Origin of the sequence: Actinomycetospora chibensis (assembly GCF_028737215.1) — a bacterium.
Classification (GTDB): domain Bacteria; phylum Actinomycetota; class Actinomycetes; order Mycobacteriales; family Pseudonocardiaceae; genus Actinomycetospora; species Actinomycetospora chibensis.
This window is the reverse complement of the sequence record NZ_JAQZAM010000014.1, coordinates 37,842-57,981: the sequence shown is the minus strand read 5'-3', so window position 1 is coordinate 57,981 and position 20,140 is coordinate 37,842. Positions and strand designations below refer to the sequence as shown.

The following is a 20,140-nucleotide window of genomic DNA, read 5'->3' as shown; positions in this document are numbered from 1 at the left end:
GGTGACGCACCTGGTGGTCGTCGGGGCGTCCCTCGCCGGCCTGCGCGCCGTGGAGGCCGTGCGCGGCGACGGGTTCGACGGGACGGTGACCCTGGTCGGGGCCGAGGAGCACCTGCCCTACGACCGGCCGCCGCTGTCCAAGGAGTACCTCGCCGCCGACGAGTGCCCCGACCCGCGTTACCGGGAGCACGCGACCTTCGCCGACGACCTCGACGTCGAGCTCGTGCTCGGCACGCCGGCGTCGGCGCTCGACACGTCGGCGCGCACCGTCACCGTCGGGGACCGGTCGATCTCCTACGACGGCCTGGTGATCGCGACGGGCGCCCACGCCCGTGCCCTGCCGGGCACCGAGGGGCTCGCGGGCGTCCACGTCGTCCGCACCCTCGACGACGCCATCGGGCTGCGCGGGGCCCTGCGGGACGGCAACCGGAAGGTGACCGTCGTCGGGGCGGGCTTCATCGGCTCCGAGGTGGCCGCGGTCGCCCGCTCGCTCGACCTCGAGGTGACGATCCTCGAGGCGCTGGACACCCCGCTCGTCCGCGCGATCGGCGAGCGGATGGGCCGCGCGCTGACCCGCCTGCACGAGCGTCACGGCACCGAGGTGCGCACCGGGGTGGCCGTCGACGAGGTGCTCCACGACGACGGCCGGGTCCGCGCCGTGCGCCTGGGTGACGGCACCGAGCTGGACACCGACCTGCTCGTCGTCGGCATCGGCGCGCAGCCGACCACCGGCTGGCTCGAGGGCTCCGGCCTCACCGTCGACGACGGCGTCGTGGCCGACGCCCGCCTCGCCGCCGCGCCGGGCGTCTACGTCGCCGGCGACGTCGCCCGGTGGCCGAACGCGCTGTTCGACGACGTCCTCGACGGCCCGATGCGGCTGGAGCACTGGACCTCCGCCGCCGAGCAGGGGCGCTACGCGGCCCGCAACGCCGTGGACCCGGAGAACGCCAAGGCGTACGAGACCGTCCCGTACTTCTGGTCGGACTGGTACGCGAGCCGGGTGCAGTTCGTCGGCGTCGCGGCGGGCGACCACGTCGAGGTCGTCGCGGGCGACGACGCCGACGGCGGACCGTTCACCGCGCTCTATCGGGCGAACGACCGGATCGTCGGCGCCCTCGCGGTCGACATGCGCGCCGAGGTCATGAAGTACCGCCGCCTCATCGGCAGGCGCGAGGGCTGGGACGCCGCGCTCGCCCTCGCCGCCGAGCGGCGCGAGCAGGCAGCGGCGAAGGCAGCCGAGGCGAAGGCCGCGGCGGCCGAGACGACGGCACAGGACGGGGCGCGCGCATGACCACCACCACGAGCACGAAACCCGACGTCGACCCCGTCGACCTGTCGTCCCTGGAGTTCTGGGGCCGGCCGATGGCCGAGCGCGACGCCTCGTTCGCCGAGCTCCGGAGTGAGCGTCCGATCTCCTGGCACCGGCCGCCGGAGGGCATGCTCATGCCCGGCGAGGACGACCCGGGGTTCTGGGCCGTCGTCCGCCACGAGGACATCGGCTACGTCAGCAAGAACCCCAGGCTCTTCTGCTCCGGGCAGGGCGTGCAGTTCCAGGACGCGCCTGCGGAGCTCCTCGAGGCCAGCCAGTCGTTCCTCGCCATGGACGCCCCGCGGCACACCAAGCTCCGCAAGATCGTGAGTGCCGCGTTCACACCGAAGCAGGTCCGCCGCGTCGAGGACAGGATCGCGGAGCGCGCACGGTCGATCGTCGACGAGCTGCTCGACCACGGCGACGGCGACTTCGTGGCGCTCGTGGCCAAGCGGCTGCCGATGGGCACGATCTACGACCTCATGGGCGCTCCCGAGGAGTACCAGGAGTCGCTGGCCGAGGCGGCCGACCTGCTCGTCGCCACGAACGACCCGGACGTGCTCCAGAACCTGGGCCTCGAGGACCCGCTGCAGGCGGCGGGCCAGGCGCTCATGGCCCTGCTCGGCCCGGCGCTCGAGCTCGCCGAGGCCCGCCGCCGGGCCCCACAGGACGACCTCATGACCAACCTCGTGCAGGCCGAGGTGGACGGCGAGAGCCTCACCGACAACGAGATCGGCGCCTTCTTCGTGCTGCTCTCGGTGGCCGGCAACGACACCACGCGCAACACGATCGCTCACTCCATGCGGCGGCTGACCGAGAACCCGGACCAGCGTGCGTGGCTCGCCGAGGACCACGAGGGCCGGGCGAGGACGGCCGTGGAGGAGTTCGTCCGCCACGCCAGCCCCGTGGTGACCTTCCGGCGTACCGCGACCCAGGACACCGAGCTGCGCGGCACGCCGATCGCCGAGGGCGACAAGGTCGTCATGTTCTACGAGTCGGGCAACCGGGACGCCGAGGTCTTCACCGACCCGCTGCGGTTCGATCTCTCCCGCGACCCCAACCCCCACGTCGGCTTCGGGGGTGGCGGACCACACTTCTGCATGGGCAACATGCTCGCGCGCACCCAGTTGCGGCAGATCTTCTCGCAGCTCCTGACCCGGGTCCCGGACCTGACGGTCGGCGAGCCCGAGACCCTGCGCAGCAACTTCGTGCACGCGGTGAAGACCATGCCCTGCTCGATCCGGGGCTGACGCTCGCGTCCCCTCACGGGGGAGGCGGAGATTCAGGGGAGCACAGAGTGGTGCGGACGCTGGTGCTCTCGGGGGCGCGCTCGCGCACCGAGCGCGAGCTGGTGCGGCAGTGGACGGAGTCGACGTACCGCGACGGCCGGGCCCAGGTGGTCCCGGACGGCGCCCGCGAGCTCGCCGGTGCCCTCGACGCCGCGGCGCCCGACACCACGGTCGTGCCGGTGCGCGTGGTCTGGCCGCCCGACGAGCGCGCCTCCTCGGACGACCCGTCGCTCTCGGATCTGTTCTCGCTGAGCCCGCGGCGCCGGGGCGTGCGCCACGCGCGCGCCCGGCTGCGGGGCTGGTCGGCCGACCGCGCGCGGGTCGTCGCGGGCGACGCGGCGACGCTGTCGGACCTGCGGCGCGAGGGCGACCAGGAAGTGGGCTCGCCCGAGGGGTCGGGCTTCGTGGCCTTCGTCCGCCGCCGGGCGACCCTGGCCTGCGACCGCGCCGAGCGGCGGCTCACCGGCGACCGCTACAAGGTCCCCCGGCTGATGGCCGAGCAGATCGTCGCGTCCACGGCGGTCGCCCGGAGGGCCGCCGACCTGGCCCGCGAGCTCGGCCTGACGCCCGACGAGGTCCTGGCGAAGACGTCGGACTGCCTGGAGGAGATGGCCGCGGTGCAGAGCCCGCCGGCGATCGAGGCCTTCCGGTCGGTGATGAGCCCGCTGCACCGCAAGGCCTGGGACGTGGACGTCGACACCTCCAGCCTCGAGCGCCTGCGCGAGCAGGGCCGCCGGCGTCCGCTGATCTTCCTGCCTTCGCATCGCAGCTACGCCGACCCGCTCGTGCTGGCCGAGGTGCTGCACGCGCACGACTTCCCGCGCAACCACGTCCTCGGCGGCGACAACCTCTCGTTCTGGCCGCTCGGCACGCTCGGGCGACGGGCCGGGATCGTGTTCATCCGCCGCAGCTTCGGCGACGACGCGATCTACAAGTTCGCGGTGCGCGAGTACCTCGGCCACCTGCTGGACAAGCGCTTCAACCTCGAGTGGTACATCGAGGGCGGCCGCACCCGCACCGGGAAGCTGCGCCCGCCGAAGTACGGGCTGCTGCGCTACCTCGTCGACGCGGCGGCCCAGCTCGAGCCGGACTCGCCCGGCCGCGACCCGCTGCTGGTGCCCGTGTCGCTGCACTACGACCAGCTCCACGAGGTGGGGGCGCTGGCCGCGGAGCAGGGCGGGGCCGGCAAGAAGGCCGAGGGCCTGGGCTGGCTCGCCGGCTACATGCGTGACCAGCAGCGGCGCATCGGCTCGGCCCGGGTCCGCTTCGGCGAGCCGCTCGCGCTGCGGGCGGCCCTGGACGAGGCCGGCGAGGGGCGCTCGCAGCTCGAGAAGGTCGCGTTCCGGATCGCGGTCGGCATCAACCGGGCCACGCCCGTGACGCCGACGTCGGTGGTCACCTTCGCACTGCTCGGAGCCGGCGGGCGGGCCCTCACGTTCGAGCAGGTCCGCGCGGTCGTGGAGCCGGTGCGCCGGCTGCTCGAGCGCCTGCCGGCGATCGGCGACCTCGGCTCCGACGAGGCGCTGGAGGACACCCTCGAGCGGCTCGTCTCGGTGGGCGTCGCCGAGCGCTTCGACGGGGGCCCGCAGGCCGTCTGGTCGATCGGGCCCGACCGTCACCACGTCGCCGCGTTCTACCGCAACGGGGTGCTGCACCACCTGCTCACGAGGGCCGTGCTCGAGATGGCGCTGCTGACCATCGTCGACGCCGACCTCCCGCAGAGGGAGGCCCTCGAGGCGTGCTGGGAGACGGCGCTCGAGCTGCGCGACCTGCTGAAGTTCGACTTCTTCTTCTCCCGCAAGCGGGAGTACCGCGACGAGCTGCTCGCCGAGCTCGACCGCCTCGCCCCCGACTGGAAGGACCTCCTCGGCACGCCCGGCGGTGCGGCGCAGATGCTGGGCCGCGCGGAGCTGCTCGTCGCGCCCCGCACGCTGCTGCCGTTCGTCGAGTCGCAGTGGGTGGTGGCGACGGTGCTCGCCGACCAGGACGGAGCCCTGGAGGACCGCGGTCCCTTCCTCGACGCCTGCACGGGCCTCGGGCAGCAGTGGTGGCGCCAGCAGCGCCTGCACGGCGCCGACGTCGTGTCCCGCGAGCTCTTCTCCACCGCGTTGCGCGCGGCGGAGAACCGGGCACTGCTGGGTGCGGACGCGACACCGGCGGCGCGGGCGGCCTGGCGCGACGAGGTCGCCGGTGTCCGCGACCAGCTGCGCCGTGTCGCGGAACGCGAGCACGCACTCCGGTCGGAGGTCTTCGATGCCCCTGCCCAGCGCTGAGCTCGACGCCCGGCGGGCCACGGTCCGGGCCGCGCCGTCGGGCAGCGTCGCCGTCGTCGACGAGACCGCGCTGCTCGATGCCTCCGCGGTCGCCGCGCACGCCGGCGAGTCCCTGCGCTCCGGGCGCACCTCCTGGCGCTCGCTGCCCGCCGACATCGCGCTGGTCGCGGGGGCGGGTGACGACGAGGCCGCCGTGCGGCGGCTCGTCGCGGGCTGGGCCGGACAGGACGAGGACACCGTCGCCCGGCGGGCGCGGGTGCTGCACCGCGACGAGCTCGGGGCGGCGCTGCGCCCGGAGTTGTGGTCGCTCGTGGCCGAGCACCGTCGTGCCGGGCACCGCGTGGTGGTCACCGGGCACGCCCCCCGCCCGGTGCTCGCGCCCCTCGCCGAGGACCTCGGTGCCGACGAGCTGGTCACCACGGAGGTCGAGGTCCGCGACGGCACGCTGACCGGGGAGGTCGCCGGGCCGGTCCTGGTCGACGGCGACGGGAGCGCGAAGGCCGCCGCGCTGGCCGCGGCCCACGACGGGCAGCCGACGTTCGTCTACGCGGGCCCGTCCTCGCCGGCGCTGCTGGACGCCGGCGAGCGGCCCCTGGTGGTGACACCGCGGGCGACGACGTGCGGCGACCGGCCGGTGCTCACGGTCGCGGAGCGGGGCGGCACACTCGCCACGCCCGGCGACGTCCTGCGCACGGCCGGGTTCTACGGTGCCCTGCTCGGCGGCGCTTCTGCGGGCGCGGCGGTCGGCCTCGCCCGCCGGTCCCGACGGCAGATGGTCGACCTCGCCTCGTCGGTCACCGGCGACCTCGGGCTCGCGCTGGCCGGCATCGACGTCGACGTGCGGGGCGCGGAGCACCTGTGGTCGGCGCGGCCGTGCGTGTTCGTCTTCAACCACCAGTCCAAGCTCGACGTCGCCCTGCTCATGAAGCTGCTGCGCGGGGGCTTCACCGGCGTGGCCAAGGCGGAGGCCGCCTCCATCCCGCTGTGGGGCCAGATGTTCAGCCTGGCCGGCGTCGCCTTCGTCGAGCGCGGCAACGCCCGCCAGTCGAAGGAGGCCCTCGAGCCCGCGGTGCGCAAGATGCGTGACGAGGGCTGGTCGCTGGCGATCGCGCCCGAGGGCACCCGCTCGCCGACCCCGCGCCTCGGGCCGTTCAAGAAGGGCGCCTTCCACATCGCGATGCAGGCGGGCGTGCCGATGGTCCCGATCGTCATCCACGACGCGGGCGAGGTGATGTGGCGCGGGCACCAGACCCTGCGGGGTGGGACCGTGCACGTCGACGTCCTGCCGCCGGTCGACACCTCGGAGTGGAGCGTGGCGACCATGAACGATCACGTCGCCGACGTGCGGGCACGGTTCGTCGCGACGCTGGAAGGCACGCCGTGAGCCCGTCGGTCACCCCCGACCCCACCCCACCCCGGAGCTCCGACGGGAGCCTCCTCTGGTCCCGGTCGGAGGAGATGACCGGTTTCGAGGCGCTCATGTGGCGCGTCGAGGTCGACCCGCGGATGCGCTCGACCGTCGTCATCGTCGAGACCCTCGACCGCGAGCCCGACTGGGACCGTTTCGTGGCCGCCACGGAGTGGGCCTCCCGGGTGGTCCCCCGGTTCCGGGAACGCATCGTCACGCCGTTCCTCGGCACCGGGACACCGCACTGGGCGCTCGACCACGACTTCGACCTGCACTACCACCTGCGCCACCTGCGGCTGCCCGACGGCGCGGGCACCGACGGCCTGTTCACCTTCGCCGAGCAGGTCGCCATGACCCCGCTCGACCCGTCGCGCCCGCTGTGGGAGGCCACGCTCGTCGGCGGGCTGCCCGACGGCGGGGCCGCGCTGCTGTTCAAGCTCAGCCACGTCCTCTCCGACGGCATGGGCCTCGCGCAGCTGTTGGCCGGGCTGCACTCGCGCACCCGGGAGCCCACGACCGACAAGCCCCAGCCGCCCGCGCCGACCGGCGAGGCCCCGAATCTGTCCCAGGAGCTCGCGCGCCAGGTCCGCAGCGACCTCGGTCTCGTCGGCGGGGCGGCGCGCGGGCTGCTCGGGATGGCGGCGTCGCTGGTCCGCCCCGACCGTGCCGTGCGGGACGCGCTCGGCTACGTCGTCTCGGCGCGGCGGGTGCTCTCGCCGCCGCCGGCCCCACCGCTGCCGGTCCTGGCGCACCGCAGCCCGTCCTGGCGCTTCCGCACCCTCGACGTGCCGTTCGCCGACCTTCGCGCGGCGGGGAAGGCGGCCGGCGGCTCGATCAACGACACCTACCTGGCGTCGCTGCTCGGCGCGTTCCGCCGCTACTCGGCCCGCCAGGGCGACCCGCTGCCCCCGGAGCGGCTGATGCCGGTGACGCTGCCGGTGTCGGTGCGCCGCGAGGAGCACGAGGCCGGCGGCAACCACTTCGCGCCCGCCCGGCTCTCCGCCCCGGTCGGCATCGTCGACCCGGCGGCCCGGATCGTCGACGTCCGGCGGCGGATGAAGGCCGCGCTCGCCGAGCCGGCGCTGGAGAGCGTCGAGGTCGTGACGCCGTGGCTCGCGCGGCTGCCGGGCTCGGTCATCACCGGCCTCGGTGCGGGCGCGGCCACCGGGGCCAACGACCTGCAGGCCAGCAACATCCCGGGCCTGCAGGGCGACATCTACCTCGCCGGCGCGCGGATCGTGCGCAGCTACCCGTTCGCGCCCCTGCCAGGCTGCGCGGCGATGATCGCGATGCTGACCCACGGCCCGACCTGCTGCGTGGCCGCCAACCTCGACGCCGCGTCGATCACCGACCTGCCCGGCTTCGAGCAGGACCTCGCCGACGGGTTCGACGAGGTGCTCGCCCTGGGACGCCCGTGAGCGCGCCCGAGGATCCGTACCGGGGCGGGCGCGGCGAGCCGCTGGTGCTGCTGCACGGCGCGAGCATGTCGTGGCGGGCGTGGCGCCCGGTGCTGTCCGGCCTCGAGACGCACCACGACGTGCTCGTGCCGACGATGATCGGGCACCGCGGCGGGGCGCCGTGGCCCGAGGGCGAGCCGGTCGGGGTCGCGGGGATCGTCGACGACGTCGAGTCCCTCATGGACGCGGCCGGCATGCCGACCGCGCACCTCGTCGGCAACTCGCTGGGCGGCTGGGTGGCCCTCGAGCTCGCCCGGCGCGGGCGCGCCCGCACGGTGGTCGCGCTGTCGCCGGCCGGGGGCTGGCGCACGCGCCTCGACCTGCGCCGGCTGGTGTGGTCGTTCCGCCTCGGCTCGGCGCTCGGCGGCTCGCCCGCGGTGCGGGTGCTGGCGGGGCGGCCCCGGGTGCGGCGGCTGCTGCTCGGCCGGGTGCTCGAGCGCGGCGACCGCGTGCCGACCGCCGACGTGCCCGACCTGATCGACGACCTCGGCGGCTGCGTGATCCTGCACGAGCTGCTCGACGGCGCGGCCGAGCACGGCGGGCTCGCGTCGTTCGAGGAGCTGCCGTGCCCGGTGCGCGTCGCCTGGTGCGGGCGCGACCGGCTCATCCCGTGGCGGCGTCACGGCGAGACGCTGCGGGCGCGCCTGCCCGGCGCCGAGTTCGTCCGCCTGCCCCGTGTCGGCCACGTGCCGATGTGGGACGACCCCGACCTGGTGGTGCGCACCGTCCTCGGTGTCACCACCGCCCACCCCTGCGTTCGCGAGGAGACCTCTGCATGATCGGGACCGAGACCGACCTGGAGCTCGACGGCACGCACGGCCGCGTCGTCGTCCGCCGTCGCGACCCCGAGGGTGCGCCGCGCCGCGTGGTGCTGGTCGCGCACGGCTACGGCGAGCACTCCGGGCGCTACGCCCACGTGCTCGACCGGCTCGCCGGCGACGGGGCCGTCGTCTACGCCCCCGACCACCTCGGCCACGGCCGCTCCGAGGGCGAGCGCGTGCTCGTCGCCGACGTCGAGGACACCGTCGAGGACCTCGACCAGGTTCGCCGCACCGCCCGCAACGAGCACCCCGACCTGCCGATCGTGCTGCTCGGGCACTCGATGGGCGGCCTGATCGCCGCCCGCTACGCCCAGCGGTTCCCCGACGTCCTCGCGGGCCTGGTGCTCACCGGCCCCGTCGTCGGCGGCAGCCCGGGCATCTTCGGCCTGCTCGAGTACGACGAGATCCCCGACGTCCCGATCGACCCCGCGGTGCTCTCCCGCGACCCCGCGGTCGGCGCGGACTACGAGTCCGACGAGCTGGTGTGGCACGGGCCGTTCAAGCGCCCGACGCTCGAGGCGTTCGTCGCGGCGGTCGAGGCGATCGCCGCCGGGCCCGGCTTCGCGGAGCTGCCCGTGCTGTGGATCCACGGCGAGGACGACCAGCTCGTCCCGCTGGACTCCACCCGGCCGGTCATGGAGAAGCTCGCCGGCAGTGACGTCACCACCCGCATCGAGCCCGGCGCCCGGCACGAGGTGCTCAACGAGACCAACCGCGACGAGTTCCTCGACGACATCGCGGCGTTCGTCGACAGGGTGGCGTAGATGTCAGCGGAGTGCCGTCGCTGACGTTGAGTGTCCGTATTCTTCCGTCGATCATGACCGACTAGACCGGCGCGGGCTCCCCGTCGCCGGTGAGGACGCGGCGGATCAGGTGGATGGCGAGCACGACCGAGCGCTCGCGGATGTCCCCGCGCTCGCCGGGCAGCACCGGGTCGCGCGCCAGGGTCCGGCCGTCGGCTGTGCGCACGCAGAAGCAGACGTAGCCGACGGGCTTGGCCTCGGTGCCGCCACCGGGGCCGGCCACGCCGGTGATCGCGACGGACACGGTCGCGCCGAAGCGGGCGAGCGCGCCGTCGGCCATGGCCTCGGCGACCTGCGGCGACACCGCGCCGTGGGTCTCGATCAGCTCACGGGGCACGCCGAGCAGGTCGGCCTTCGCGTCGTTCGAGTACGACACGACGCCGCCCGCGACGTGCGCCGACGCCCCCGCAGGCGCGGTGAGACGCCCCGCGAGCAGGCCGCCGGTGCACGACTCGGCGGTGGCCACGACCTGACCGTCGAGCAGGTCGAACAGCAGCTCGTCGACGGACTGCCCGGTGCGGGAGAAGACGGTGCGCCCGTGTCGCCGGTCGATCTCGGCGATCACCGCGTCGCGGGCCGTCGCCCCGGCGGTGGAGCCGGGGGCGTGGCGGAGGTCGACCTCGAGGGTGAAGTCACGCAGGCACGTGGTGATCTCCAGCGGCTCCAGGTCGGTCTGCTCGCCGACGTCGCGCAGGGTCGCGGCGATCTCGGACTCGGGCACCCCGAAGAGCCGCAGGTGGGTCTCGGCGTAGGGCTCGGTGCGGGCGAGGACCTCGCGGACCGGGTCCGTCGCCAGCGCGTCGTCCCACATCGCGCGGACCTCGCGGGGCGGACCCGGCAGCACCAGCACCGTCGGCCCGCCGCGCTCGGCGTCGGGCGGGACGGCGAGACCCGGCGCGGTGCCGGCCGGGCGGATCGGCGTCGCCCCGCGCGGCACCATCGCCTGCTTGCGGTTGGCGGCGGCGAGGGCGTCGGCATCCCAGCGGAGCCGGTCGGCGAACTTCGCGATGATGTCGCCGACCACCTTCTCCATGTGCTCGTCCAGCTCGAGCGGACGCCCGGTCTCGGCGGCGACCACCTCGCCGGTGAGGTCGTCGGCGGTCGGCCCGAGGCCCCCGGTCGTCACGACGAGGTCGACGCCGTCGCCGGCGAGGAAGCGCAGCGCGGCGGCCATGTCCTCGGCGCGGTCGCCGACGAGCAGCAGGTGGGACACCTCGACCCCGAGCTCGCCGAGGCGTTCGGCCACCCAGGGACCGTTGCGATCGGTGATCCGACCGGTCAGCAGCTCGCTGCCCGTCGCCACGATCCCGGCCCGCACGCCCGTGCGCGCCCCTTGCCCGTCGTCGGTCACGCCGCACCCCTGTCCGATCCGTAGCCCTCCCGCCATCCCACCAGAGCGGGCAGCCCGGGGCCTGCCGACACGGATGTGTCGGACTCCGGGGCGCACCTGTGTCGGTCGGTCATCGTTGAGGTCCACATGAGGTGCACGATGGGCCGGAGGAGTGAACTGCCTGTCCGTCGGTTGGCCACGATTTGTTGCGTAGGGTGAACGAGACGACGATGTGGTGCGCTGCCCCGGCGACCCTCCGCCACCGGCGGCTCGTCGTCGCGGGCGCGACCGGAAAGGGTGTGGTGACGTGACTCCGGCTCGTGTTGCGTCGGCCGTCGCCTCGCCGGCTCCCGCGCTCTGGGTCCTGATCGTCGCCGGCCTGCTGCTCCTCATGCTCGCCGCCGCCGTCGTCGGCCTGCTGGTCCAGCGGGTCCGTCGCCATCGTCACGACGTCGAGGCCGCCGCGCTCGCCGAGCGCCTTCGTCGCGACGCCCACCACGACCCCCTGACCGGCCTGCTCAACCGTGAGGGCTTCCTGCACGCGGTCACGGGGGGCGCGGTCGCGGTGGTCGACCTCAGCCTGCTCGACCAGGTCAACGACACCCTCGGGCACGCCCGCGGCGAGGTCTTCGTCCGCCTCGCCACCGAGCGGCTCGTCGACGTACGGCTGCCCAGCATGGCGGGGCGGGCCCTCGTCGCCGCCCGCCTCGAGGGCGACACGTTCGCGGTCCACATCCCGGGCGTCGACGGCCACGACGCGCACCGGGTGGGCGAGGAGCTGCGCGAGCGACTCCTCGCGCCCTACCTCGTCGAGGGCGTCCGGTTCGAGCCGCCGGTGGTGGTCGGCATCGCCGCGGACGGCCCGTGGCTCGCCGACATCCCGGCGGGTCCCGAGCGCACCGCGGCCCTGCTGCGCCGTGCGGACGTCGCGCTCGCCGCCACCCGCGACGGGGTCGAGGCGGTGCGCTGCTACGAGCCGAGCATGGGGGAGCGGGCCGCCCGCCGCCTGCGTCTCATCCGGGGCTTCTCCGCGGCTGTCGAGCGCCGGGACGTCCGCGTGGACTTCCAGCCGGTCGTCTCGCTCGGCGCGCGCACGGTCGTCGGCGTCGAGGCACTCGCGCGGTGGGACCACCCGGAGCTGGGTCTGCTGCTGCCCGACGAGTTCGTCCCCGTCCTCGAGGCCACCGGCCAGATCGCCGAGCTCACGACGTTCGTGCTCGACGAGTCCCTCGCCGCGGCCCGACGCTGGCTCGACCGCGGGATGCGGCTGTCCGTGGCGGTGAACGTCTCGGTGGGCAACCTCGGCATGCCGGGCTTCCCCGAGGAGGTCGCCACCCTGCTCGCGGACCACCGCGTCCCGGCCGAGCTGCTCACCCTCGAGCTCACCGAGTCCGGGGTCTCCTCGGAGCGCGAGGTCGCGCTCCCGGTGATGCGCCGGCTGCACGCCCTGGGCTGCCACCTCGCTGTCGACGACTTCGGCACCGGCCAGTCGTCGCTGGCGCACCTGCGCAGGCTCCCCGTCGACCAGGTCAAGATCGACAAGAGCTTCGTGCTGGGCATGGGCACCGAGTACGGCGACGTCGCCGTCGTCCGCGCGATCGTCGAGATGGGGCACACCCTGGGTCTCACCGTCGTCGCCGAGGGCGTCGAGCAGGCCGCGGTGCGCGCCACCCTCGTGGAGATGGGCTGTGACGTCGCGCAGGGCTACCTGGTGTCCCGTCCGCTGCCCGCGCGGTGCTTCGACAGCTGGCTGGAATCCCTCGACGCGCACCCCGACGAGCCCGGTGCGGCGCCGGGACCCCGCACTCTGATCGCGTGACCGCAGGGGGTAAGCTCTGTCGTGCCCTCCGGGGCAGGCCCCTTTAGCTCAGTCGGCAGAGCGTCTCCATGGTAAGGAGAAGGTCTACGGTTCGATTCCGTAAAGGGGCTCTCGGTGAGCAGGTCGGCGGACGGGCTTCCGCCGGCTTCGTCATGAGACGGGTGCTCCCCGCGGCGGTGTAGCTCAGTCGGTAGAGCAAACGGCTCATAATCGTTGTGTCGCCGGTTCAAGTCCGGCCACCGCTACCCAAGCGACACGGGTCCGCCCGCGGCCGCTGCCACACCGTGACGAGAGGAACCTCCATGGCCACCACCGACGTTCGACCGAAGATCACGCTGGCCTGCGAGGAGTGCAAGAACCGCAACTACATCACCCGCAAGAACCGGCGGAACGACCCCGATCGTCTGACGATCAAGAAGTTCTGCCCGAACTGCGGGACGCACCGCGGTCACCGCGAGACCCGCTGACGCGCACACCCCGTGCCGCTCGACGAGTCGTTCGTGGGCCGCTCCTGGCCCGCGGAGACCTACGAGGTCTCGCTGGAGAAGATCCGGGAGTTCGCGGTCGCCGTCGGCGCCGACGACCCCGTGCACCACGACCGTGACGCCGCCCGGTCCGCGGGCCACCCCGACGTCGTCGCGCCGACGACGTTCCCGGTGGTCTTCACCTGGCCCGCGACCCGGCGCGTCGTCGACGACCCCGCCCTCGGCCTGGACTTCACGCGTGTCATCCACCGCGACCAGGGCTTCGAGGTGCGGCGCCCGGTCCACGCCGGCGACGTCGTGAGCAGCGTCGTGTCGGTCGACGAGATCCGTGAGCTCGCGGGCAACGACGTCATCACCTTCCGCTGCGACGTCACCGACGCCGACGGCGAGGCCGTGGCGACGACCCGGGCCACCCTCGTCGGCCGCGCCGAGCCCGACGGCGGTGACGCGTGAGCGCCCTGTCCGACCTGGCGTCCGGCGACGCCCTTCCGGCGCGCACGGTGACGATCACCCGCGCCGACCTCGTGCGCTACGCCGCCGCGTCCGGCGACCAGAACCCGATCCACTGGAACGAGCGCGTCGCGCTCGAGGTGGGTCTGCCGGGCGTCATCGCCCACGGCATGTTCACGATGGCCCTCGCCGCGCGCTACGTCACCGACCTCGCCGAGGACCCCACGGCCGTCGTGTCGTTCTCGACCCGCTTCACCCGCCCGGTGGTCGTCCCCGACGACGACACCGGCGCCACCGTCGAGTTCGGCGGCAAGGCCGGCGACACCGCCGACGACGGCAGCCGCACGGTCACCGTGACGGCCACCCACGAGGGCAAGGGCGTCCTCGGCAAGGCCGTCGCCACCGTCCGCCCGGCCTGACCGCCCGCGCCGCGAGCTGGGGCCAATACCGCCGTCCAACGTCAGCGTGGCCCAGGCTGGCACCCGTCAGGCCGCCGCCGGCACGCCCAGGGTGGCGAGGACCGCGCGGGCGAGAGCGTCGGAGCCTGCGGCGTTGGGGTGCACCGGCAGGGCGGGAGCGGTGGGGACGAGGCCCTCGATCCAGCGCGTCCCGGGAAGCGTGCAGACGTCGTGGCCGACGGTCGGGGTGAAGGTGTCGACGTACGTCGCGTCGCCCTCGGCGGCGGCGTCGGCGATCGTCTCGTTGAGGTGGCCGAGCACGCCGCGCAGGTACTCCACGTCGCCCGCGGTGTAGGGCACGACCGGGTAGCACCCGGGGCCCTGCGCGGGCAGCACCGAGGGATAGCCGATCAGCAGCACGCGGGCGTCCGGGGCGCGGGAGTCGACCTCGTCGAGGACGTCGCCGAGGCGCCCGGCGAGCGTGTCGATCCGCTGCTCGAGCTGGTCGGTGCCGCCCGCGGTCCAGCGGTCGCGGCACGGGGTGCCGAACGGCGACGGGCTCACACAGCTCTGGACGATCTCGCCGAAGCCGATGTCGTTGCCGCCGATCCCGACCGTGACGAGCTGGGTGCCGGGCCCGAGCGCGTCGTACTGGGGCGGGTTCACGCCGCTCGAGGTCTGCTGCGGGGCGGCGAGGTCACGGGTCTGGGCGCCGCTGCAGCTCACGTCGGTCAGCCGGGCGCCGGAGCGCTCGGCGACGAGGTGCGGGTAGTTGTTGGCCGAGCGCAGGCAGCCGGGCGGGGTCCCGGCGATCGGACCGGTCAGCGGCGAGGCCGTGTAGGAGTCACCGAGCGCGACGTAGGCCTGCCCGGCGGTCGTCGGGGCGCCCATCGCCACGGGCGCGACGAGGACTCCGAGGAGGCCGATGCCGAGGGCGACGAGCAGGCGCAGGACGACCGGACGACGCACCGGGACTCCCTCGGATCCGGGGTCCCGGCGGGACCGTCGGGGCGGATGATCGCGGGTCTCAGCGTGCCTCTGCCAACAGGTCGGCCATCCGGGTGACACCGATGCGCAGGTCCTCGTCGCCGAGGGCGTAGGAGAGCCGGAAGTACCCGGGCGTCCCGAATGCCTCGCCCGGCACCACGGCCACCTCGGCGTGCTCCAGGATGAGCGCGGCGAGGTCGACGCTGGTCTGCGGGCGCTCGCCGCGCAGCTCGCGCCCGAGCAGGCCCGCCACCGACGGGTAGGCGTAGAACGCGCCCTGGGGGACCGGGCAGGTGATGCCGTCGATGCCCGAGAGCAGCTCGACGATGAGCCGCCGGCGGCGGTCGAACGCCTCGCGCATCTCGGCCACCGCGTTGAGCGGGCCGGACACGGCGGCGAGCGCCGCGCGCTGGGCGACGTTGCAGACGTTCGAGGTCAGGTGCGACTGCATGTTGACGCCGGCCGCGACCACGTCGGCGGGCCCGATCATCCAGCCGACGCGCCACCCGGTCATGGCGTAGGTCTTGGCGACGCCGTTGAGCACGACGCAGCGGTCGGCGATCTCCGGCACGGCGACGGGCATCGATACGTGCTCGGCGCCGTCGTAGGTCAGGTGCTCGTAGATCTCGTCGGCGATCACCCAGACACCGTGCTCGGCGGCCCAGCGCCCGACGGCCTCGACGAGCGCGCGCGGCGCGACCGCGCCCGTGGGGTTCGACGGCGAGCACCACAGCAGCGCCTTGGTGTTCGGCGTCCGCGCCGCCTCGAGGGCCTCGACGGTCGGCAGGAAGTCGGTGGACTCGTCGGTGCCGAGGACGACCGGCTCGCCGCCGGCCATGCGCACGGCCTCGGGGTAGGTCGTCCAGTACGGCGCGGGCAGCAGGACCTCGTCACCCGGGTCGATCAGCGTCGCGAAGGCCTCGAACACGGCCTGCTTGCCGCCGTTGGTGACGAGCACCTGGCGCGCCTCGACCTGCCAGCCCGAGTCCCGCGCGGTCTTCGTCGCGATCGCGTCCCGCAGCTCGGGGAGCCCGGCGGCGGGGGAGTAGCGGTGGTTCTTGGGGTCCGAGCACGCCGCGATCGCCGCGTCCACCACCGGCTGCGGGGTGGGGAAGTCGGGCTCGCCGGCGCCGAAGCCGATGACCGGCCGGCCAGCCGCCTTGAGGGCCTTCGCCTTCGCGTCCACGGCCAGCGTGGCCGACTCCGCGATCCCGCCCACACGGGCCGAGATGCGGCGGTCGGTCGCGGTGGACTGGAGCGAGGTCACCGATGCCATGTCCCCGATATTGACAGATGGGAGCGACGGCGTTCCCGGCCAGGTCCCGCCGTGGCCAGGGGTCGGGGCGCTGCTCCCGCGGGTCGTTGCGTACCATCGACGGTCGGGACGGTTCGTCCGTCGTCCTCGCGCGTCCGTCGGCGTGCGGGGAACGGCGTCGGATCGTCCGGGCGGGCCCCCGGGTCCGCCACAGGGGCGTAGCTCAATTGGCAGAGCAGCGGTCTCCAAAACCGCAGGTTGCAGGTTCAAGTCCTGTCGCCCCTGCACTACACGACAACGGGCCCGCCGGCCGGCGGGACGGTGGACGAGGACGGTGAGGACGGCCCCGTGAGCGAGGACAGCAGCCGACGTCGGCGCGCGAGCGACGACGACGAGGCGCGTCCGGTCACCGCCGCCGGCCGTCGACGGCGGGCCTCCGGCGACGGTGCCGGGGACGCCGCGGACACCGGTACGTCGCGGCGTCCCGGCGGCAAGGGCACGGCCACCCCCACGCGCGACCGGGCGCAGGCCGAGCCGGAGGGCTCGCTCATCACGCGCCTGCGCCGGTTCCTGCGCGAGGTCGTGGCCGAGCTCCGCAAGGTCCACTGGCCGACCCGACGGCAGATCGTGGTCTACACGTTCGTCGTCCTCGTGTTCGTGGCGTTCATGGTGTCCCTGGTGGCGGCCCTCGACTGGGTGTTCGCCAAGGCCGTGTTCGCCCTCTTCGGCTGACCGTTCCGCGAGCGGCCGGCCGGGCACCTCCGCGGTGCCCGCCGTGCAAAGGAAGTGAGACGAGAAGTGACCTCCGCAGGATCCGGCGCAGACTCCGAGACCACCACCCCCGACGGCGGCGAGCCCGAGCTCGTCGGCGAAGCCCGCACGCGCGGCGTCATGGTGCGTGAGGGCAGTGGGACGTACGGGGACCTCAGCACCGAGGAGAACCCGGCGACGCTCGACGACGCCGCGGTGGCGCGCGCCGGCCAGGAGGCCCGCGAGGCCGCCGAGGACGCCGACGACGAGACCGCCGAGGACGAGGTCGACGCCGAGGCCGAGCTCCGCGCCGCCCGCGCCGCGCTGGGCAGCCCCGCCGACGAGGACGACTCCGACCTCCCCGTGGAGTCGGCGGGTACCGGCGACCTCGCCGCGCGCGCCGACACCGAGGACGCGCCGGTCGTCGACGAGACGCCCGTCGCGGAGCCCGCCGCCGAGGTCCCTGCAGAGGAGGCAGAGGAGGAGGTCGACCCGGCGCAGGCCCTCAAGGACTCGCTGCGTCTGGCCCCCGGCGACTGGTACGTCGTGCACTCCTACGCGGGCTACGAGAACAAGGTGAAGGCGAACCTCGAGACCCGTGTCCAGACGCTGGACGTCGAGGAGTTCATCTTCCAGGTCGAGGTGCCCACCGAAGAGGTCACCGAGATCAAGAACGGGCAGCGCAAGCAGGTGCAGCGCAAGGTGCTGCCCGGCTACATCCTCGTGCGGATGGACCTCAACGACGCCTCGTGGAGCGCCGTGCGCAACACGCCGGGCGTCACCGGTTTCGTCGGGGCCACCTCGCGCCCGTCGCCGCTGACCCTCGACGAGGTCGTCAAGTTCCTCCTGCCGCGGCAGGAGACGCCGAAGAAGGCCAAGGGTACCGACAAGTCGGGCACCGAGTCCTTCGGCGCCAAGCCCGCCGTCGAGGTCGACTTCGAGGTCGGCGAGTCGGTCACCGTCATGGACGGCCCGTTCGCGACGCTGCCCGCCAGCATCTCCGAGGTCAACGTCGACGCCCAGAAGCTGAAGGTGCTCGTCTCGATCTTCGGCCGCGAGACCCCGGTCGAGCTCGGGTTCAACCAGGTCTCCAAGATTTAAGGCACCACCCCCGGAACAGGAAGCAGTCCATGCCCCCGAAGAAGAGGCGACTCTCCGCAGTCGTCAAGCTGCAGATCAGCGCCGGCGCGGCCACTCCGGCCCCGCCCGTCGGCCCGGCCCTGGGTCAGCACGGCGTGAACATCATGGAGTTCTGCAAGGCCTACAACGCCGCCACCGAGGCGCAGCGTGGTCAGGTCGTGCCGGTGGAGATCTCGGTCTACGAGGACCGGTCGTTCACCTTCGAGCTCAAGACCCCGCCGGCGGCCAAGCTGCTGCTCGCCGCGGCCGGCGTGAAGTCCGGCTCCGCGACGCCGCACAGCAAGAAGGTCGGTTCGGTCACCGCGGACCAGGTCCGCGAGATCGCCCAGACCAAGATGGCCGACCTCAACGCGAACGACCTCGACCAGGCGTCGAAGATCATCGCCGGCACCGCCCGGTCGATGGGTCTGACCGTCGCAGACTGAGCAGTGTGACCCGCGCCGACACGGTCGGCGACACGTGGGAGGGCGGCGCAGCCCTGACCACCACTGATCCATCAGGACAAGGACAGACATGAAGCGCAGCAAGGCCTACCAGAACGCCGCCGAGAAGGTGGACTTCGACAAGCTCTACGCCCCGCTCGAGGGCATCGAGCTCGCCCGGGAGACGTCGCCGACGTCGATGGACGCGACCGTCGAGGTCGCCATGCGCCTGGGTGTCGACCCGCGCAAGGCCGATCAGATGGTCCGCGGCACCGTGAACCTGCCGCACGGCACCGGCAAGACCGCCCGCGTCATCGTGTTCGCCACCGGCGACAAGGCGCGCGAGGCCGAGTCGGCCGGCGCCGACGTCGTGGGGTCGGACGACCTCATCGAGCGCATCCAGGGCGGCTGGCTCGACTTCGACGCGGCCGTCGCCGCGCCCGACCAGATGGCCAAGGTCGGCCGCGTGGCCCGCATCCTCGGCCCCCGCGGGCTCATGCCGAACCCGAAGACCGGCACGGTCACCCCGGACGTCGCCCGCGCCGTCGGCGACATCAAGGGCGGCAAGGTGAACTTCCGCGTCGACAAGCAGGCGAACCTGCACCTGATCATCGGCAAGGCGAGCTTCGACGTCGAGAAGCTCGTCGAGAACTACGGCGCCGCGCTCGACGAGATCCTGCGCGTGAAGCCGTCGGCCGCGAAGGGCCGCTACGTCAAGAAGATCACCGTCACCACGACGATGGGCCCGGGCATCCCGGTCGACCCGAACCGCACGCGCAACCTGCTCACCGCCGAGGCCTGAGCAGGTCTCGGGGCACCCTGCTGCGCGGGGTGCCCCGAGGCTCCGCGTAGACTGAGCGACAGATCGAACCCCGATCCACCCGAGACCGCTGGTCTCCGCCCGGCCCCTGTACTCCAGGTCCGAGCGGACGAAGGCCCCACGACGGGGCGTCCCGCGCAGGAGGACGAGGGCAGCGAGTCCGCCGGGCCCCGCCCGTGCGTCACCTCCACGCCCCGTGCGCCTGCGCACGGGGCGTTCGTCGTTCCGGGCCCCGCCCACCGCGGTCGCCCCAGCACGCAGAGAGGAGGCGCGCATGGCTACAGAGACCGAGAGGCCTCCGAACGCCGACAAGGTGGCTGCGGTCGCCGAGATCGCCGCGGAGTTCCGCGACGCGTCGGCGATGGTCGTCACCGAGTACCGCGGCCTGTCGATGAAGCAGATTTCGCAGCTGCGGCGTTCGCTGGGCTCGGACGTCACCTACACGGTCGCGAAGAACACCCTGGTCAAGCGGGCTGCCGCCGACGCCGGCGTCGAGGGTCTCGACGACCTGCTCGTCGGCCCGACGGCCATCGCCTTCGTCAGCGGGGAGCCCGTGGACGCCGCCAAGGCGCTCCGCGACTTCCAGCGCGACAACAAGGCCCTGGTCGTCAAGGGCGGCTACATGGAGGGCCGCGCGCTCTCCGCCGTCGAGGTCACCCAGCTCGCGGACCTCGAGTCCCGCGAGGTGCTGCTGGGCAAGCTGGCCGGCGCCATGAAGGGCAACCTCACGAAGGCCGCCCAGCTGTTCAGCGCCCCGGCCTCGCAGGTCGCGCGTCTCGCGCAGGCCCTGCAGGACAAGCGGGCCGCCGAGGGCACCTCGAGCACCGAGGACGCCGTCGCCGCGGTCGAGTCCGCCGACGCCGAGGCGGCCACCGAGGCCCCCGCCGAGACCACCGAGACCGCCGACGCCTGAGTACGGCCGGT

19 protein-coding genes and 3 tRNA genes are annotated in these 20,140 nt (G+C 73.8%); 19 read left to right on the top strand and 3 right to left on the bottom strand.

Annotated features, from left to right (window positions below; all coding sequences use genetic code 11):
* Position 1: 1 nt before the first annotated feature.
* The 7 genes from PH189_RS21175 to PH189_RS21145 all read left to right on the top strand — a co-directional run bounded on the left by PH189_RS21175 (position 2) and on the right by PH189_RS21145 (position 9,321).
* Positions 2 to 1,291, top strand: a complete 1,290-nt coding sequence (locus tag PH189_RS21175; protein ID WP_274190805.1) for an NAD(P)/FAD-dependent oxidoreductase — start codon at positions 2 to 4, stop codon at positions 1,289 to 1,291.
* Positions 1,288 to 2,559 carry a cytochrome P450 gene (locus PH189_RS21170; RefSeq protein WP_274190804.1) on the top strand — a complete coding sequence of 424 codons (1,272 nt, stop codon included), beginning with the start codon at positions 1,288 to 1,290 and terminating at the stop codon, positions 2,557 to 2,559. The genes PH189_RS21175 and PH189_RS21170 overlap by 4 nt, the downstream gene beginning before the upstream one ends.
* Before the next feature lie 47 nt (positions 2,560 to 2,606).
* Positions 2,607 to 4,871, top strand: coding sequence for a glycerol-3-phosphate 1-O-acyltransferase (locus tag PH189_RS21165; protein WP_274190803.1), 2,265 nt, complete (start codon positions 2,607 to 2,609; stop codon positions 4,869 to 4,871).
* Positions 4,852 to 6,255: a 1-acylglycerol-3-phosphate O-acyltransferase gene (locus PH189_RS21160; protein ID WP_274190802.1), complete on the top strand. Its 1,404-nt coding sequence runs from the start codon at positions 4,852 to 4,854 to the stop codon at positions 6,253 to 6,255. The genes PH189_RS21165 and PH189_RS21160 overlap by 20 nt, the downstream gene beginning before the upstream one ends.
* A gap of 74 nt (positions 6,256 to 6,329) precedes the next feature.
* The gene (locus tag PH189_RS21155; RefSeq protein ID WP_274190801.1) at positions 6,330 to 7,697 is read left to right on the top strand and encodes a wax ester/triacylglycerol synthase domain-containing protein; all 1,368 of its coding nucleotides are present in this window, start codon (positions 6,330 to 6,332) and stop codon (positions 7,695 to 7,697) included.
* Positions 7,694 to 8,515 carry an alpha/beta fold hydrolase gene (locus PH189_RS21150; RefSeq protein ID WP_274190800.1) on the top strand — a complete coding sequence of 274 codons (822 nt, stop codon included), beginning with the start codon at positions 7,694 to 7,696 and terminating at the stop codon, positions 8,513 to 8,515. Before PH189_RS21155 ends, PH189_RS21150 begins: the two co-directional genes overlap by 4 nt.
* Entirely contained in the window at positions 8,512 to 9,321 is an 810-nt protein-coding gene (locus tag PH189_RS21145; RefSeq protein ID WP_274190799.1) for an alpha/beta hydrolase, read from the top strand. The genes PH189_RS21150 and PH189_RS21145 overlap by 4 nt, the downstream gene beginning before the upstream one ends.
* A gap of 61 nt (positions 9,322 to 9,382) precedes the next feature.
* Here the strand turns inward: PH189_RS21145 and PH189_RS21140 are convergent, their stop codons facing one another.
* On the bottom strand, positions 9,383 to 10,711 hold the full coding sequence (locus tag PH189_RS21140) for a competence/damage-inducible protein A (RefSeq protein ID WP_274190798.1): 1,329 nt from the start codon (positions 10,709 to 10,711) through the stop codon (positions 9,383 to 9,385).
* A 286-nt stretch (positions 10,712 to 10,997) separates the two neighbouring features.
* Between PH189_RS21140 and PH189_RS21135 the strand changes: the two genes are divergently transcribed.
* From PH189_RS21135 to PH189_RS21110, 6 genes are all read left to right on the top strand, one after another.
* A complete protein-coding gene (locus tag PH189_RS21135) occupies positions 10,998 to 12,509 on the top strand; it encodes a putative bifunctional diguanylate cyclase/phosphodiesterase (RefSeq protein WP_274190797.1) in 1,512 nt (503 codons plus the stop codon).
* 37 nt (positions 12,510 to 12,546) lie between these two features.
* Positions 12,547 to 12,619: transfer RNA gene (locus PH189_RS21130), tRNA-Thr, on the top strand.
* Positions 12,620 to 12,681: 62 nt separating this feature from the next.
* Positions 12,682 to 12,754: transfer RNA gene (locus PH189_RS21125), tRNA-Met, on the top strand.
* 57 nt (positions 12,755 to 12,811) lie between these two features.
* The gene (gene rpmG, locus PH189_RS21120) at positions 12,812 to 12,976 is read left to right on the top strand and encodes a 50S ribosomal protein L33 (protein WP_274190796.1); all 165 of its coding nucleotides are present in this window, start codon (positions 12,812 to 12,814) and stop codon (positions 12,974 to 12,976) included.
* A 12-nt stretch (positions 12,977 to 12,988) separates the two neighbouring features.
* Entirely contained in the window at positions 12,989 to 13,447 is a 459-nt protein-coding gene (locus PH189_RS21115) for an FAS1-like dehydratase domain-containing protein (RefSeq protein ID WP_274190795.1), read from the top strand.
* Positions 13,444 to 13,863: a MaoC/PaaZ C-terminal domain-containing protein gene (locus PH189_RS21110; protein ID WP_274190794.1), complete on the top strand. Its 420-nt coding sequence runs from the start codon at positions 13,444 to 13,446 to the stop codon at positions 13,861 to 13,863. The genes PH189_RS21115 and PH189_RS21110 overlap by 4 nt, the downstream gene beginning before the upstream one ends.
* A 66-nt stretch (positions 13,864 to 13,929) precedes the next feature.
* Here the strand turns inward: PH189_RS21110 and PH189_RS21105 are convergent, their stop codons facing one another.
* Together PH189_RS21105 and PH189_RS21100 are read right to left on the bottom strand one after the other, a co-directional pair.
* Positions 13,930 to 14,811, bottom strand: a complete 882-nt coding sequence (locus PH189_RS21105) for an SGNH/GDSL hydrolase family protein (protein WP_274190793.1) — start codon at positions 14,809 to 14,811, stop codon at positions 13,930 to 13,932.
* A 58-nt stretch (positions 14,812 to 14,869) separates the two neighbouring features.
* Positions 14,870 to 16,105, bottom strand: coding sequence for a pyridoxal phosphate-dependent aminotransferase (locus PH189_RS21100; RefSeq protein ID WP_274190792.1), 1,236 nt, complete (start codon positions 16,103 to 16,105; stop codon positions 14,870 to 14,872).
* Positions 16,106 to 16,296: 191 nt separating this feature from the next.
* Between PH189_RS21100 and PH189_RS21095 the strand changes: the two genes are divergently transcribed.
* The 6 genes from PH189_RS21095 (at position 16,297) to rplJ (ending at position 20,129) form a co-directional block, all read left to right on the top strand.
* Positions 16,297 to 16,369: transfer RNA gene (locus tag PH189_RS21095), tRNA-Trp, on the top strand.
* Between the two features lie 63 nt (positions 16,370 to 16,432).
* The gene (gene secE, locus PH189_RS21090; protein ID WP_274190791.1) at positions 16,433 to 16,816 is read left to right on the top strand and encodes a preprotein translocase subunit SecE; all 384 of its coding nucleotides are present in this window, start codon (positions 16,433 to 16,435) and stop codon (positions 16,814 to 16,816) included.
* A gap of 66 nt (positions 16,817 to 16,882) precedes the next feature.
* Positions 16,883 to 17,935, top strand: a complete 1,053-nt coding sequence (gene nusG / locus PH189_RS21085) for a transcription termination/antitermination protein NusG (protein WP_274190790.1) — start codon at positions 16,883 to 16,885, stop codon at positions 17,933 to 17,935.
* A gap of 29 nt (positions 17,936 to 17,964) precedes the next feature.
* The gene (gene rplK / locus PH189_RS21080) at positions 17,965 to 18,399 is read left to right on the top strand and encodes a 50S ribosomal protein L11 (RefSeq protein ID WP_274190789.1); all 435 of its coding nucleotides are present in this window, start codon (positions 17,965 to 17,967) and stop codon (positions 18,397 to 18,399) included.
* An 88-nt stretch (positions 18,400 to 18,487) separates the two neighbouring features.
* Positions 18,488 to 19,198 (top strand): 50S ribosomal protein L1, encoded by a 711-nt coding sequence (gene rplA, locus PH189_RS21075; protein ID WP_274190788.1) that lies wholly within the window; start codon positions 18,488 to 18,490, stop codon positions 19,196 to 19,198.
* A 292-nt stretch (positions 19,199 to 19,490) separates the two neighbouring features.
* Entirely contained in the window at positions 19,491 to 20,129 is a 639-nt protein-coding gene (gene rplJ / locus PH189_RS21070) for a 50S ribosomal protein L10 (RefSeq protein ID WP_274190787.1), read from the top strand.
* Positions 20,130 to 20,140 lie beyond the last annotated feature (11 nt).